This window comes from Clostridium acetobutylicum ATCC 824 (genome assembly GCF_000008765.1).
GTDB classification, from domain to species: domain Bacteria; phylum Bacillota; class Clostridia; order Clostridiales; family Clostridiaceae; genus Clostridium_S; species Clostridium_S acetobutylicum.
The window spans coordinates 1699500-1716035 of sequence record NC_003030.1 but is presented as its reverse complement, the minus strand read 5'-3'; the positions used below and the strand labels follow the sequence as shown (position 1 = coordinate 1716035).

16 protein-coding genes are annotated in these 16536 nt (G+C 29.2%); 3 read left to right on the top strand and 13 right to left on the bottom strand.

The window, feature by feature from the left end; genetic code table 11:
* Positions 1 to 188: 188 nt before the first annotated feature.
* Together CA_RS08195 and CA_RS08190 are read right to left on the bottom strand one after the other, a co-directional pair.
* Positions 189 to 734, bottom strand: coding sequence for a glutathione peroxidase (locus CA_RS08195; protein WP_010964879.1), 546 nt, complete (start codon positions 732 to 734; stop codon positions 189 to 191).
* 4 nt (positions 735 to 738) lie between these two features.
* Positions 739 to 1218 carry a glutathione peroxidase gene (locus tag CA_RS08190; RefSeq protein WP_010964878.1) on the bottom strand — a complete coding sequence of 160 codons (480 nt, stop codon included), beginning with the start codon at positions 1216 to 1218 and terminating at the stop codon, positions 739 to 741.
* Between the two features lie 172 nt (positions 1219 to 1390).
* Here CA_RS08190 and CA_RS08185 point away from each other — a divergent pair, with 172 nt between their 5' ends.
* Positions 1391 to 1822, top strand: a complete 432-nt coding sequence (locus CA_RS08185; protein WP_010964877.1) for a MarR family winged helix-turn-helix transcriptional regulator — start codon at positions 1391 to 1393, stop codon at positions 1820 to 1822.
* A 109-nt stretch (positions 1823 to 1931) separates the two neighbouring features.
* On the opposite strand, the gene CA_RS08180 is transcribed toward CA_RS08185, so the two are convergent.
* From CA_RS08180 to CA_RS08140, 9 genes are all read right to left on the bottom strand, one after another.
* Positions 1932 to 2765, bottom strand: a complete 834-nt coding sequence (locus CA_RS08180) for a GGDEF domain-containing protein (RefSeq protein WP_014518927.1) — start codon at positions 2763 to 2765, stop codon at positions 1932 to 1934.
* Between the two features lie 199 nt (positions 2766 to 2964).
* Complete coding sequence (locus CA_RS08175) at positions 2965 to 3129, bottom strand: hypothetical protein (protein ID WP_010964875.1); 165 nt, start codon at positions 3127 to 3129, stop codon at positions 2965 to 2967.
* Positions 3130 to 3333: 204 nt separating this feature from the next.
* Positions 3334 to 4098, bottom strand: coding sequence for a GGDEF domain-containing protein (locus CA_RS08170; RefSeq protein WP_010964874.1), 765 nt, complete (start codon positions 4096 to 4098; stop codon positions 3334 to 3336).
* Between the two features lie 32 nt (positions 4099 to 4130).
* The gene (locus tag CA_RS08165) at positions 4131 to 5381 is read right to left on the bottom strand and encodes an alginate O-acetyltransferase AlgX-related protein (RefSeq protein WP_010964873.1); all 1251 of its coding nucleotides are present in this window, start codon (positions 5379 to 5381) and stop codon (positions 4131 to 4133) included.
* A gap of 21 nt (positions 5382 to 5402) precedes the next feature.
* Positions 5403 to 6824, bottom strand: coding sequence for an MBOAT family O-acyltransferase (locus tag CA_RS08160; RefSeq protein WP_010964872.1), 1422 nt, complete (start codon positions 6822 to 6824; stop codon positions 5403 to 5405).
* A 378-nt stretch (positions 6825 to 7202) separates the two neighbouring features.
* Positions 7203 to 7424 (bottom strand): cellulase family glycosylhydrolase, encoded by a 222-nt coding sequence (locus CA_RS08155; protein WP_275541669.1) that lies wholly within the window; start codon positions 7422 to 7424, stop codon positions 7203 to 7205.
* A 313-nt stretch (positions 7425 to 7737) separates the two neighbouring features.
* On the bottom strand, positions 7738 to 8829 hold the full coding sequence (locus CA_RS08150) for a hypothetical protein (protein WP_010964870.1): 1092 nt from the start codon (positions 8827 to 8829) through the stop codon (positions 7738 to 7740).
* Between the two features lie 14 nt (positions 8830 to 8843).
* Positions 8844 to 11153, bottom strand: coding sequence for a glycosyltransferase (locus tag CA_RS08145; protein WP_010964869.1), 2310 nt, complete (start codon positions 11151 to 11153; stop codon positions 8844 to 8846).
* 409 nt (positions 11154 to 11562) lie between these two features.
* Complete coding sequence (locus CA_RS08140) at positions 11563 to 11829, bottom strand: helix-turn-helix domain-containing protein (RefSeq protein WP_010964868.1); 267 nt, start codon at positions 11827 to 11829, stop codon at positions 11563 to 11565.
* 152 nt (positions 11830 to 11981) lie between these two features.
* Here CA_RS08140 and CA_RS08135 point away from each other — a divergent pair, with 152 nt between their 5' ends.
* A complete protein-coding gene (locus CA_RS08135; RefSeq protein ID WP_010964867.1) occupies positions 11982 to 12338 on the top strand; it encodes a helix-turn-helix domain-containing protein in 357 nt (118 codons plus the stop codon).
* A gap of 368 nt (positions 12339 to 12706) precedes the next feature.
* Here the strand turns inward: CA_RS08135 and CA_RS08130 are convergent, their stop codons facing one another.
* Both CA_RS08130 and CA_RS08125 read right to left on the bottom strand, forming a co-directional pair.
* A complete protein-coding gene (locus CA_RS08130) occupies positions 12707 to 14338 on the bottom strand; it encodes an ABC transporter ATP-binding protein (RefSeq protein ID WP_010964866.1) in 1632 nt (543 codons plus the stop codon).
* A complete protein-coding gene (locus tag CA_RS08125) occupies positions 14322 to 14897 on the bottom strand; it encodes a GNAT family N-acetyltransferase (RefSeq protein ID WP_010964865.1) in 576 nt (191 codons plus the stop codon). Before CA_RS08125 ends, CA_RS08130 begins: the two co-directional genes overlap by 17 nt.
* Before the next feature lie 245 nt (positions 14898 to 15142).
* Between CA_RS08125 and CA_RS08120 the strand changes: the two genes are divergently transcribed.
* Positions 15143 to 16483: a glycosyl hydrolase family 18 protein gene (locus tag CA_RS08120; RefSeq protein WP_010964864.1), complete on the top strand. Its 1341-nt coding sequence runs from the start codon at positions 15143 to 15145 to the stop codon at positions 16481 to 16483.
* Positions 16484 to 16536: the final 53 nt, after the last annotated feature.

The window sequence follows — 16536 nt, the reverse complement described above, 5'->3', positions numbered from 1 at the left end:
CAGTGTGTCGTTTGTCGTCTTAATGGTATTTTATATTATTATGCTTTTACCGTCAACAAATTTAACTTTATAGCCATTTTCAAGGTTATTTATCGAAACAATACAATTTGATAAACAAAAATATGTACTATAAAATAACCATAGTACATATTTTTATCTCCATATATTTTTGCTAAAATCATTGTGTTTTATATAAGAGCCTTAATATAACTTTCTATCTCCATTGGTTCTACCCCAGATTCAAATCTATTAACTACTCTACCATTTTTATCAATTAAAAACTTTGTAAAATTCCACTTTATAGAATCGCCAATAAGTGTTTCAGGAAGCTTTTCTCTTAAAAATGCAGCTATTATCTTAGCTGTAGGTGTACTTTCATCAAGTTCCTTAAATGGAGCTTGTTCCTTTAGATACCTATATAATGGAGCTTCATTTTCTCCGTTTACATCTACCTTATCGAATATTTTAAAGGTAACTCCGTAGTTTATTTGACAAAACTTCTTTATATCATTATTAGTTCCAGGCTCCTGATTTTCAAATTGGTTACACGGAAATCCTAAAACCTCAAAATTTTCACCCTTGAATTTTTTATATAAGGCTTCCAAATCCTCATATTGAGGTGTAAATCCACATTTACTAGCTGTGTTTACTATTAGAAGAGCCTTTCCCCTATACTCTTCCATGCTTATATCTTCTCCATTTATATCCTTAACCTTAAAATCATATATTGACATATTTCTATTCCTCCATTAATTTAACTATTTTATCCTTAATTTTACTTGGTTTAGTAACTGGTGCGAATCTATCTACAACATCACCCTTTTTATCTATTAAAAATTTTGTAAAATTCCACTTTATCTCTTTACCTAAAATACCACCTGCTTGAGAAGCCAAATACTTAAATAGCGGATGGGCATTTTCTCCTTTTACATCTATTTTCTCAAATAAAGGGAAAGTAACCCCATAGTTTATTTCACAAAAGTTTTTTATATCACCACTGCCTCCTGGCTCCTGATTTGCAAATTGGTTACATGGAAATCCTAATATCTCAAATTTTTCATTTCCAAGCTTCTTATATATATCCTCTAACTCTTTATACTGTGGTGTAAATCCACACTTACTAGCTGTATTTACTATTAGAAGAACCTTTCCTTCATATTTACTAAGGGATATTTCCTCTCCACTTATATCTTTAGCTTTAAAATCATATACTGACATAATCGTACCTCCCAAAATCTCATTATAAATTTATTATATCATATTTTTAATTTTATGCAATTAAATTTTGCACAATTATATATTAAAAAATTTATTAACAAAATCGAATTTTTCATTTATAATAGTATATAATGCTTAATTTGCTATAAACCTATACGGAGGAGGAACTATTATGCAAGATGGTGAGCAACTCAAACTAAAATATCAACTATGCTTTTCTATATATGCCTCTTCAAGAGCTATAACAAAAGTATATAAACCTTTTTTAAATAAACTAGGTTTAACATATCCACAGTATTTAGTTATGCTTGTATTGTGGGAAGAAAAGTCTATAACACTAAAAGATCTTGGAAATAAACTATACCTTGATTCTGGTACACTAACGCCACTTTTAAAAAGGCTAGAAGGGCTTAATTTAATTGTAAGGAAAAGATCTTCTCTAGATGAACGATTACTTTCAGTTAACATAACAGAAAAAGGCGAGGAATTAAAAAAAGATGCTTTGGAAATTCCTAGTTGTGTTTTAAAATCAACAAATACAGATATTGAAACCTTGAAAAGAATAAAAACTGATATAGATTTGTTATTAAAAAATTTATCATAACAATAAAGCGTTGGCACAGTAAGTTTTGCCAACGCTTTATATATCCATCCGTTTATTTAATTATATAGTTTAATATAAAACAATAAATTATAATAAATAAGAATTAACGTTAAAAACAAGCCTTATTCTTTTTATTACTCTTTTTATCATCATACATATTCTTGTCTGCTATTTGAAAAATCTCTTCAAACTCTTGTCCATCTTCTTTAAACCTCGAATATCCTATACTTATGTTGGCTCCATATTGCTTAAAGCTTTCACAAAATTGATCTTTTATAAGCTTTTTAATTTTCTCTACATCAACTTCATTTTCAAGCTTTAAAAGCGCTATGAACTCATCTCCTCCAATTCTGCCTACAAATCCTTTGTTGCCTATAGTATCCTTTATAATTGCTGAAGCTCCTATTATGTATTTATCTCCAACTGCATGTCCATATTTATCATTTAGTCTCTTTGTTTCATCTAAATCAAATAACATAAGATAAAAGCTATTCTGCTTAGCAATACTTCTTTGAAATATTTCATTAATTCCCTTCCTATTATAAGCACCTGTCATTTTGTCCATATTTGCATCCTCATATAATAAAGATACTGTACACACAAAGTTGTTTGATAAAAATATTATAAATACAACAAACAGTATTGCTCCAAAAGTAAAACATGCGGCTATAACATTTTTTATTCCTACATCTATAAATTTGTCAATAGCATCTAAAAAAGTACCTAAAGTAATAAGACCAACACCAGATATCATTAAAAAGAAAGGTGACCTTCTTATCCTCAGTTTTTTTGAAATATTGATTCCTACATATAATAAATATAAAAGAAAAGTAAATGAAAGTAAAAATACAATAAGCTTTCTTAGTTCAACCATGGTATTCATCTGTCCTTTTTTTATAAATTCACCTTCATAAATCTCATTATAACCATATATTAAATACATTTAATTTATGTTCTTACATGTTTTAGCCTATAAGTCCATTAATTAACTTTAATATATATTTTACACTAAATTCAACATAATACAAAATAAAACTGAAGATTTTCTTCAGTTTTATTTTATTATTAACTATATGTATAAGATTTAGATGTCTTTTACAAGCCATTTACCCATTAAATACCATTAAACCTATCATAATAGTTTATGCCATCTCGTATAATTTTGCCTTCCATGGTGGACTTGGCTTTGGTTTACAAAATCCAAGGTTTTCTTTATCTAAATCGCAAGCTCCAGCTAGTAAACTAAAAGCACTGCCATTAACTTTTACTTTGCATCTCTTAACTGTATTAACAATAATATTTCCCATAACAATTCCTCCACTTACCAGATTATTTTCTACTTTTTCAGCTTCATATACTAAAAATTTATCTATTATATTATTAACAAGAAACTCTCTCTATATAACAACAAATAATTAATTAAAGCTAAAACTCCCTATTTTACGGTGATATTTACTATCTCTTAAAATCTATTAAAAGTGCCTAAAATTAATTAATTTCAGGCACTTTGTTTAAAACCTTTGATCTGCTTTTCTTTTGTTTTTCTTGTCCTGGTACATCCTTTTATCAGCTAAATCAAAAAGTTCCTTCATATTCTTTCCATCTTTTTTATAGGTTGAAAACCCCATACTAATATTTATATTTGACCCATTAAAAATTTCCGAAGCCCTTTTATTTATATGAGTTTTAACTTTTTTAAGTTCCTCTTGGTCTGTAGAAATATATATGGCAGCAAATTCATCTCCACCAGTTCGTCCTACAACCCCTTTGGCACCTAAGACTTCCTTTATAGCTCTAGCCGCACTTATTATATACTCATCGCCGACTAAATGACCAAAATTATCATTAATTATTTTAGTTTCATCAAGATCAAAACTCATAACAAAAAAGTTATCTTCCTTATTAATAGTATCTTTAAAAATCTTTTTAATCCCGTTTCTATTATAAACTCCTGTCATTGCATCCTCATATACACAACCGTAGAGACACTTAAGGGTATTATCTACAGAGTTTAAAAAAATTATAGCAAATATAACAAAGAGAATAGCTCCTAAAATAAAACAAAACGAAACATATATATCAACTCTGTATTTTACAAAGCTTGATATAAAATTCAAAAATTCTCCCACAACAATAAATGCCATTCCTATAATCATGAGATTTAAGCTGCATTTTCGTGGTTCTATCTTTTTAAAGCTATGAGATTTCATATATAATATATAACTAAAGAAAATACTTGAAAACAAAAGCAAAGTAATTTTTGTTAATAAAATCATAAAACTACCTATCCTTATCTTTGTTAATATTATTATTTTTTCTCATAAAAATTAAAGAAATCAGTACTTAAATCCTGTGGTGAATATGATATAAATACATAATTTACCTTAACGCTATTTACAAACTTAGGAATGCTGCCACTGTAATATCTAGGATCCACTAAATAAACATCGGAACACACAGTCGATAAAAATGCTGCAAGAGGTACTGTTAATGAGTCCTTAACAAATAACATTTTAGGTCCATTAGGGTTATTTTTATTAGTTATATGTGTAATTCCCTGATTACCTAAAAGGTACATAGAATACTTATCCCCTTCTGTATCATATTCCTTGTACTTACTACTGAAAGGTGATGTTGTTAAAAGTACCTCTTCAAATCTTCCGTTCATATTAAAAATTAATTTTCCTGTTTTACTATAGTAATTATACGAGGTTTTGAACTTAGGATATGCAAGTATAAAATCGTCATCTCCCGAATATGTTATTCCCGTTTTTCTTGCCATTGATCCAGCAAAAGCATCTTTATAAGTTATAAAATTATAATTATTCTTATCTGTGTAAAAATTATTAGGATCAAGATTTAAAGAATATTTCTTATCAAACGTATTTACAAGTTGTCCAAATTCCCAGAAAACAGTTGGTATTTGCCAATGGTGATCAGTTCTATAAAAAAGCTTATCTGCTGGTATACCACTTTTATCTAAGTTTTTGCGAAGATCAATTGTATCTATATTTTTTTCTTTAAGAATATCAAGAAATTTATCCGTAGTTTCATTTACATAATTATAAGGAATTCCAGTTGGAAATTGTGTTTTTCCTGCAATGTACTTATCTGGAGGCATAATATATGCGAATTTTACATTTTTACCTTTAATTCCATTTTTAAATGCCTCAGTTCTTCTTGCTAATTCATATACAGGATTAGCTTGATCGGCAAAATAAGTATAATGAAGAATTCCATCTTTATCTTTAACGACTTCAAAATTTGATTCCTCGTTTTTAAACATCAATCTTTGAACATAGCTATATGTATCTACAAATTTATATTTCATCCACACATTATCTTCCATAGCATATTGAACGGAACTTATGGTATCTTTAACCGAAGCGGAAGCTTTTTTCTGATTATTATAAGCTTCAATTAACGGTTTATAGGAAACAATTAAATTCTCTGCTGAAAATGAAATGAGGAAAATAATGAATATGATAGATGTTATAAACTTCTTACCAAAAATTCCACTTGTACTCTTTTCCTTGCTCCTCTTCATATTTGTTTTCATTGTATTTCATTACTCCTCTTTTTAAAATTTAAGATATATAAATGGATTGTAAGTTCCCTTTATCAAATAGGAAATGCATACAAAGAATACTCCTAATACAGCAATTGGATATACTCCATTTAATATTTTATATCCCGGCACTTTATCATAAACAAGCTTGTTAACTTTCTTAGCAATAGGCATTGAAAGTATAACTGCCGCTATAAATATGACTGCATTCTCCTTTACAAACATAAAAGTGTAATTACTCCAAAAAGCATTACCTCTTAAGCCAAACATGCAGGCAACATATTTACCAGCCTGAATTAAGTTCTCTGATCTAAATAGAACCCATCCAAGGTTTATTATAAAAAGAGCATATATATGTTTGATAACAGGATTTATTTTAAGGTCATCAAATGAGAATACTTTTTCTAACGCAATGAATACGAAATTTAAAAATCCCCACATTATAAAAGTCCACTCAGCACCATGCCATACTCCTGTACTAACCCAAACTATGAATAAGTTTCTTATTAGCTTATCCTTGTTGTCAACTCTTGAACCACCTAATGGAATATAGATGTAATCTCTAAACCATGAACTCAAGGATATATGCCATCTTCTCCAAAATTCTGTTATCGATTTTGATATGTAAGGATAATTAAAGTTTTCGTCGATTTTAAATCCGAACATAAGTCCAAGACCTATAACCATATCAGAATAACCTGAGAAGTCAAAAAATATTTGAATTGTATATGCAATAGAACCTAACCAAGCCAAAGTAACTGGTACAGGACCATTTGTGTTCATTGTAAAAACTTTATCAGCTATAATTGACACACTGTTTGATATTAAAACTTTTTTACCTAATCCGGTAATAAATCTGCAAGCTCCTACAGAAAATTTCTGCCAACTATGTTCTCTATTTTTTATTTGTTCTCCAACTTTAACATAACGTGAAATAGGTCCTGAAATAACTTCAGGGAAAAACGCTATATATAATCCAATATTTAAAGGATTCTTTTCTGCTTCTACCTTATTTTTATATACATCTACCACATAAGATATAGCTTTAAATGTAAAGTAAGATATACCAATAGGAAGAGCTATATTAGGAATACTGAGTTTATAATTTCCTACTTTATCTATATTCTTTACAACAAATCCTAAATATTTAAATACAAATAACATGCCAAGATTATATGCACAGGTTACAAAAATAAAGAATTTAGCAAGAAGCTTCTTTTCTCTAAATTTGCCCACCAGGAGACCCAAAATATAATTTATAATTATGGATACAATCATAATTCCTAAGAAACTAAAATCACCCCATGCGTAAAAAACCAAGCTTGCAAAAAGTAGAACTACATTTTGTAATCTTCTTGAAAAAGAACAAATATAGTATAAAAGCAAGACTGCTGGGAAAAAGTAAAATAAAAAAACAATACTTGAAAATAACACTATCTATCTCTCCTTATTCTTTTTAGGTATAAGTGTATGAAGCATGTCGTAATCCCATTTTCGTGCACTTGAGTCTTATATTATAAATTGAGAACAAAGCCCTCAATTCCTCAAGTAGATCCGTGATTTTCAGCTTGCTTTCTTACGGCCTGTGTCCAACAATAGTCTATCATTCGACGGAGCCAATTTGTTATCATCAAACTCTCCCATGAATACTTTGACTTTGTTTTTTCTTAGCCAATTTTTGAACCATATCAAATTTCTTTTTTATATTGTCAACTTCATTTTTAGTACCCGCTCATCTTACATTTTCATATTTTGAAACACTAAGTACTCATTTGCCTGAAATGTGAATGAATTTGGTTCATAATACTGATTTCACAACTCTTCCTTTAAAAAAACTTGTAACATAAGTTTATTATGGTAGTTCTCATACCCTTTTGAGAGTTGTCTCCATACACTTAAAAAACATTGTTTATACTTTTCCGGATTCTCCATTATCTTCTCAAAATGGTGAAAGTCTAGTACCACAATTAGATTATCCTTCAAAGTATATTTAATATATTCATCTACTTTATTCATAAAGCTTTCATCAAGAATATAATTTATAAAAATCTTTAGTATAATTAGAAACCCTTACATTATAAATCCAACCTTCTTATGAGATTAAAGTAGTAATTCTCAACTTCAGTATCCCATTTAATATCATTTGCGCTTCCAATTAACTTTCTACCTTTATACATTTCTTGAATCTACTTCTGATATCTCTTCTTTTAGATGAATACTATTTTCCTTTGAAATCTTCGCTATTTCACTCATATTTTTTAAAGATATATCGCATATTATGAAAATTAAAAGTAATATTACTAATAAAATCTTTTTTCATAACGAAATTTTTCCTTAAATTTATGGATTACTCGTTATCAGCGAATCTCTTCCTCCAAAACATAAACAAACCACCAAATGCTGCAGCTATTGCAACAAAAAGAACTCTTATAGTGTTCATTGTGTATCCATTTAAAATAAATTTATAAAATCCGGTCATTAAGCTTGGTACTGTAGAAGGATCTGGTAGACTTTTTCCTTTAATACTTAAAGTCCACGAATTATAAAGTCTAACTGTTTTTGTTTCAGCCAAGTTATTATTTATAAAAACAAGGATGCTTATATTCTGAGGTTTTATTCTTTTTGATATTATAAGTCTACCTTCATCTGTTATTCTAATACCATCTATTGGATTTTCAATTTTATACTTTATTGTTTTAGGATCTAATCCTGGAGATGTAGCTTTATATAATGATATAGATTCTCCTAGAACAGGTACCTGAACATCTGAATCTCCTGATAATACAAAATTAACTTTACCATCATTATATATTTCCCCTGATTTTCCAAGCAAGCCTACTGAACTTACCTCAAAATTCTTTTCTTCATTCTCCTGCATAGTTGCTACTAATGCCCAAGACACTACACTAGAAAGATCGTAATCTGTTTTATTTTTAACGTCACCATCTTTCTCTAACCCGTCTAGAGGTATATATACCTTTCCTGTGAATCCCTTTGGAATTTCAAATTCTCCGTAAGATGTTCTAACTCTTTTTACTAAGTTAGTTCCATCTTGTTTTAACATTACAAAACCACTGTTTGAAACAGCAACCTTTGTACCATCTTTTAACTGTGAAACAAAATTCATCAGCATAGCATCTTTAGATTTATTTTTAATGCTAAATGAAAACTCTCCACTATTAGACCAATTCTCATCTGTAACCTTGTATATAACTGATGAATAATATCCCTTTTTCAAATTATCTGAATTTGCACTAACATCTATTGAGTCACCTGTCTTACTAGGCGTAATTTTTGTATTTGCATTACCTGCAATTCTAGTATCCTCTAGAGGAATATTAGCTGCGTGTGTTTGTCTTGCAAATGTGCTGCTTCCAGTAATAAAAAATATCACAGAAAAAGAAACTAATAATTTTCTGAATACTTTATTAAAAGCCATGTTATACCTCCATTTTATAAATATGCCATTTCGTTGAGCTCATCAGAAGGACCTGCCTTCTTTTTCTTCTTATTTTCTATTTTCTTTATAGCCTCATACTCATTTGCCCATTTATTTAATGTCGTTTGAAGTTCTGTAATTTCAGAAATTTCACTGTAATTATCAATTCTATAAAGCTGAATAGACTGCTCAACTGGTTTATTTTTTTTCTTTTTATTTGTTTCATAATCCATTTTCTTATCAAGTGAACACTTAATTGTAACTTCTGGCAAAATAGAAATATTGATATGCTTTATATTGTTGTATTCAGAATCTGTTTTTACAAGTGCATATTCATAATTGAAATTGATAATTTCCACTTCTCCACATTCTTCAGACTGAAGCTTCTTTCTTATTTCAAGTCTTGGATGTTTTCTATTAAATTGATTAACCTTTTTTCCTCTTGTAAGTACATTCAATCGTATATCATCAAAAATACTGTTACTCTTGCTTATGTGCTTAGGAAGTACAGGTACTCTATCATATATTATATAAAGAAGTTGTCTAAAATCATTTTCTTCAATTCCAGTTGTCTTAAAGGCATATTTCCATTTATCTTGAACCTTGTCCACGTGAACAACTTCCGCTTCAAAATTACATGAGTATCTATCTGTTAACAACTGTATTCCAACTGAATTATCTTCATATAAATCTATTGGCTCATCTAAAACAACAGAAACTCCACCTTCAGAAATATCTTTTGTTACGCCTTTTACTTCTTTTCCATTCTTATTAATACTGCAATCTATGCTTACAGAAGCTCTTTCTGATTTTCTGTGAGGTGTTCTACCTAGCATAAAGAATACCGACATTAATATATTATATAAATTAGCTACTAACCAGAATAATACCACTGCGTAAGCTAGTGTATTCTTTGCAAATATTAGCCTAAAGCAATTTATTATTCCTATAACAGATAAAACTGCAAGTATAATGTGCGGAATAGCCTTCTTCCTTTGATATGACTTATCACTGACAGCTCCACCTTTTCTAGTTACAGCAAATTTATTTTGTGATATACCTATAGTCTCTAAAATTACTGGAATAATAAGTGATGGAAATAAAATAGTATCATATATACTTGTCCATTTATTTGTTCTTATATTTTTCGATAGCCTTTTAAGTGATGCATTTGTCAATAAATACATAGGAAGCCAAAAAATTAGAACCTGTGGAAGATTACATTTTACTACTATTACTCCAAATACAGAAAATAATATTGGTGAAAGAATATAAACAAATCTCTTTATTCCAGAAAACCAATATGAAATAGATGACAAATAATTTAGTTTTTGTTTTAAGTTCAGACCTTTTATACCAAGTATATTCAAACGCTTTCCAGTCTGTATACAGCCTCTTGCCCATCTTTCACGCTGTTTTACAAGGCCTTTTAAATCCTCTGGTGCAAGACCTGATGCATGTATTTCATCTATTGCATAGCAATGGTATCCTTTGCTTTCAATATATATTCCTGTTGCAAAGTCCTCAGTTATTGCATCTGTATAGAATCCACCAACATCATTTAGTGCTTTTCTAGATATTAAAGTATTTGTTCCCCCATAAATTACGGAGTTTGTTTTATTTCTTGCAACTTGAATATCTCTGTAAAAATAATCTTGTTCATTAGGTATTCTATTTTCTGAAAACAAGTTATATTGGAACAAATCTGGATTGTAAAAACTTTGAGGGGTTTGAATAAATCCAACCTTCTCTTCTGTAAGAAAATATGGAACACATGCCATTAAAAAATCATGCATAGGAATCATATCAGCATCAAAGGTTGCTATAAGTGGTGATTTGGAATGTGCCATGGCATTATTTAAGTTTCCTGCTTTTGAACCCTTTCTTTCAATTCTCGTTATATAGTTTATGCCCATATAATCAGCGAGTTCTTTCATTTCGTCTCTATTGCCATCATCACACAAATAAATATGTACTTTCTTCTTATCAGGATAATCCATGTTAATGCAACCATTTATTGTCTTATACAATAATTCTCTAGGTTCATTGTAAGTTGCAATAAAAACATCAACATCTGGAAATAAATCCTCTGAAACCTTCGGTCTTTCAGGTTGCTCTATATTAGACATATTATAAAAGTGAACTGCCGCCTCAAACACACCCATTATTTCAACAACTAAAAGTATAATTGCTGCCACAAGAGATACTATTGTACCTCCTAAAGGTAATGTGCATGTAATTCTCCATACGAGGTAAATTATGGTAAAAATTACCGTGCAGCAAATTAAAAGTTTTTCATTACTTTTATGCTTCTTTAATTTCATAATTCACTCTAGTTTTCAGTTTACATGTATCAGTAATATCTAAAAACCAAAAGTTCCCACCTTTCATTTCATTGCTCTATGGTTTTTAATAAAAGCTCCATTCATACATATTTAATAATGTAGAACATTCAAACTAATACATATTAAAATTTCAAAAATTAATTTAAAAACCTTATATAAGGGAACTAACCTTAACTTAATTCCTCATTTATAATCCCACATAATAAACAGTTAAGTTAGACCCCCATATAATGTAAGAGCAAATTTTAATTATGTTAATATTTCATAGTATTTTCAACAATCTTTATTATTCTTATCTTTAATCTAGGTATTAATATTTAAATCGTGATATATATAATATTTATTTTTATTTTTTTATTCAACAATTTTTAATTGAGCAAATTGATTTTTAAGTTCTGTGAACAGCACTGCTTTTGTTCATACTTACATATGGGTTGTCCTTCTTATTTAATTTTAGTATTTCTTTAAGGGTTAATCCCGTAGCATTGCATATTCCAGCAACTTCATCTCCATATACTTTGCGAGACGTATTATTAAGTATTTCAGTAAAAACATGTTTATTTATTCCAGCTTTACTTGCAAGTATGTTTGGGTTAATAAAATTATCTTGCATATATCTTTTCAGTTCTATCTTAAATTGCTCGTCAAATGTCATATTCTGTTCCTCCTTTCTCTATTTTGTTGAATACAATAATATAATACTCTAAAATTTGTTGTTTTTCAATATTTTTTCGTTATTTTGTTGAATTTTATGTTGACAGTGCATATTTGAGTAGATTAAAATAATGGAATGGAGGTGATATTTAAATGTTTAAGCATGAAATAGGTCGTAAATTAAAGGCAGCACGCGAAAACGCAAATTTAAAACAATCAGATGTAGCCAAAATAATTGGATCTACCTTCCAAAAAATAAGCAGCTTTGAAACCGGCCGTACACGTGTTGACCTTGAAACTTTGATTCGATTATGTGAAATTTATAACGTTGATGCAGATTATATCTTATCTACAGATAAAAAAAATTCAAACAACTTAACTCTAAAACCAGAAGAATCAAATTTAATAGTAAAGTTTCGTCAATTGCCTGATTCCGTCAAGGAAGATATTACAGATTTTATAAACATGAAGTATAATAAGCTTACTATTTCTTTTTTGAAAAACAAATAAAGTTTAAAAAATAGCAAGCTTACTATTTTTTATATAAAAATTCAATTCTCTTACTATTTTTCGACTCAATATTTTACATATTTATATGTTTTTATTATTTTTCTGTTTTTTTTCATTTTATTTTACACATTTTTGCAATTTCGAATTTTTATTATGTTTTTTATTAAAATATAATAAAATTATGAAAGCATATTATCAATTCCAAAAGTAAAATTCAATTTAATAACCCAGCAATATTTCAAAAACAAATCAAAAGTTGTATGATAACACGATTTTATAGTTTATACGGATTTATTTTTATTCATAAAAAATCAGCGAGAAATCTTTCGTTTAAAGACTTTTTCTCGCTGATTGTATTTTTTATTTATCTATATTTCAATTACTCTATTTATAAAATCCATTCCTTCAATTAAATGAGATACTACTATAAGTATTCCGCCAAAGCTTTTCCTACTTAATATATTCATAACTACTTCTCGAGTACTCGCATCCACATTGGAAATAGGCTCATCTAAAATAATTATATCCTTTTCTCCAAGCATTGCTCTTATAAATGCTATTATCTGAGCTTGCCCACCTGAAACTCCTGAAGTATTTTGAGTTATTTCAGTATTGAGACCTTTAGGCATTTTATTTACATACTCCTCTAAGCTTAGTTTTTTTATTATCTCTTCTACATCTTTTATACTTTTACCAGTTTGTCCATATAATATATTAGAAAGTACTGTTCCCTTGAATAAAAATATATTTTGAGATACTATGCCTATTCTTTTTCTTAAACTTTCAGTATTTATTTCATTTATATCTACATTATTATATAATAATTTACCTGAAGTTGTACTATAAAGTCCTAATAAGAGTTTAATAAGCGTTGATTTTCCTGCTCCATTTTCTCCTTTGATAAGAACCTTTTCTCCATCTTTTATCCTAAAACTTAATGATTTTAGTACAGTCTTATTTTCATCATACTTAAAACTCACATTTTCTAATTTAATATCTTTTATTTTTTTATCTATGAACTTATCTCTTCCATAATTCTCATCCTTCATTTCTAAAAGCTCATAAAGCCTTTCTATGTTAAGACATACAGGTTTTATTGTTGTTCCCATTGTAGCAATAGCTCCAGCACTTGAAAAAACTTTGCCTATATACATAGAAAACGAAGTATAAAGACCAATTGTGAATTGTCCATTTAAAATTAAAATTCCAGCAATAAGTAAAATTATGAGGGAACCAAAGTTACTTACTACTTGTGTATTTTCTATAAAGAGAACTATAGACTTACTCTGTTTTATACTAACATTTATAAGTTCCTCTAACTTTTCTTTGAATTTATTAAGCTTATCCTTCTTACCATTTAAAATCTTAATATCTTCTATTCCATTCATTATCTCAAAAGATTCCCCATTTAAAAATGCACTTGATTCCATCATCGCCCTTGTATTTTTCATAAATTTTTCAGCCGATAATTTTGACAAAAAGAAAAAAACTGGTGCCAATAAAAGAGCAATAAACGCTAATTTATAATTTACTAAAAACATAGTTATCATAGCCAAAGTAGCATCTATAATACTTAAAAAAACACTTATAATAGATGGTGAAAATATATTTCCTATAGAGTTACATTCATTTATTCGGCTTTGAACATAGCCCTTTTCTGTTTTAGATAAATAACTCATGGGTAAGTTCATTACCTTATCCATAACGCTGCATCTCATCTCATTTACAACTAGATTACTCACCTTTACGAATACACCTTTGGAAAGATACGAAATTATGTACCGTAATATATAAAGTACTGCTATTATGAGAATATACATATATAACTTATTATAACTTCTCTTATTTAAAAGCACCTTATCCATCAAATAACCTATTATGTACGGAACAGGGGTTTGTACTATAGAACTTATAATCATTCCTAAAATACCAAGTACAAAAATGCCACGATACTTTTTAACGAATGGTCTTAACTTGAAAAGACTACTTATTTTTCCCAATTATCTTTCCCCCTTTAAGCTTATTCTTTACTTCAATAAACTCATTACATGTAATTAAGTAAGAAGGATGATACAATCCTGTAGGTTCATAAAACTCATCATGTGTATATGTAAAGCCAAGTTTTTTGATCAATTTTTTAGATGCCTTATTATTAGGATTATGTCCAACAAAAATTGCCTTGGCTTGTAAATTTTCAAATGCATATCTCATAACTAAATTGCATGCTTTTTCAGCAACTCCTATCCCCCAATATTTTTCTCTAAGGTGTACTCCTAATTCAAAAACACTATCTTTAATATTATAAGGATGCAATCCACAAACACCTAGGTTTTCACTTGTCTCATTTAAAAAAATTGGCCAATATTGAACTTTATATTTTTCATAAAACTCTATTTCTACTTTAAGCCTTGTTTTTACATCCTCTATTGACATTTTACCATCTGCAGTAATATATTTTGTAACATTGCTGTTTCCCCAAAGCTCCAAAGCTTCCTTTAAATCCGTCTCCTCCCAAATAGAAAAACCAATTCTATCCGATTTAATAATAAATCTTTTCATAATTTTCTCCTAATCTCTGTACTGTACACTTTCATTATATAATTTTATTCCTTTTATGTAAGGCTTGCAATAACTTCCGTATACCGCATTACAGTTTTTTGAATAAATTATTAATATACCTTATGTACCTTTTTAATGTAACTCACTAGAAAACTTGGTATAATCGCTATAAATTACTTGTGAACTCATTGTATTTTTATTCGATATAGAAGTATTATTATAAAATTAAGAAGGGGGAATATACCTTGAGTACTCGTAAAAAACTTTTAACATTCTTGGCCGTTATGCTTGTAATCATTTTCAACGGCACACTTGCATTTGCAAAGCCTCTCACAAAAACCACAGCAAAAACTGCTCCGCCAGCGCCTACAGGCCTAACTGCTACTTCTGTAACCTCTAGTGACATATCCTTAAGCTGGCAAACAGTTTCAGGTGCTTCTGGCTATAGGATATACAGAGCAATATCTTCCGATTCAAATTATAGTTTGCTAGCCACAGTGTCTACCAATACATACAAAAATACTTCTTTAAGTTCCGGCACAAAATATTGGTACTTTGTAAGAGCTTATAATTCCTATGGTATTTCAGCTGACTCTACACACATAAGCGTTACAACTACAGCTTTAACTACACAACCAGCTTCTAAAAAACTAGTACTTGGATTTACAACTTATTATTATTCAGGAGATACATCTTCTTATAATTCAATAGCTGCAAACACAAGTACAATTGATGAGATTGCAACTCATACTTATACAACAGATGGTGTTGGAAATATTTCAGGATTAGTTCCAACAAACCAAGTAACTTATGCAAATAATAATGGTATCAAAACACTTGCTACAATTGAAAACAATTTTGATGGAGCTGTAGCACAAACTTTACTTGAAAACAGTACAAACAGACAAAATCTAATAAACAATATATTAACCTCTTTAAAGGCAAATGGTTATAAAGGAGTTAATATAGATTTAGAAGGGGTTTACTATTATGACAGAAGCTATTTAACAACTTTTATGAATGAACTTTATAGTACACTTAACCCACAAGGTTTTTACGTAACTATTTGCGTTCCTGCAAAAACTAGTGACAGCCCTACAGCTGCTTGGAACGGTGCTTTTGATTATGCTGCCCTTGCTAAAGCAGCAGATCAAGTTATATTAATGACTTATGACGAACATTACGGAGGAGGCTCTCCTGGACCTATAGCTTCAATCGGTTGGGTTGAAAATGTAATTAAATATGCTATAACAGTTATTCCTACTACAAAGATTATGCTTGGAGCTGCTGCCTATGGCTACGATTGGTCTTCTAATCCTACTAAAGCCTATGGCATTTCCGGAACATATAATTTAGCATCAACTTATAATGCTACTATAAACTGGGATTTAACATCACAATCTCCTTACTTCTATTATGTAGATTCGTCTGGAATTAATCATAGTGTATGGTTTGAAAATGGACAAAGCCTTAATTATAAACTTGATCTTATTAATTCCTACAATTTATCAGGAGTTGCTATATGGAGACTTGGACTTGAAAATAGCGATTATTGGACAAGTATTAGAACAAAATTTAATAGGTAATATTTTATGGCTGCAGCAACTTTTTCTGCAGCCTATTTCATGGCACCTAATTT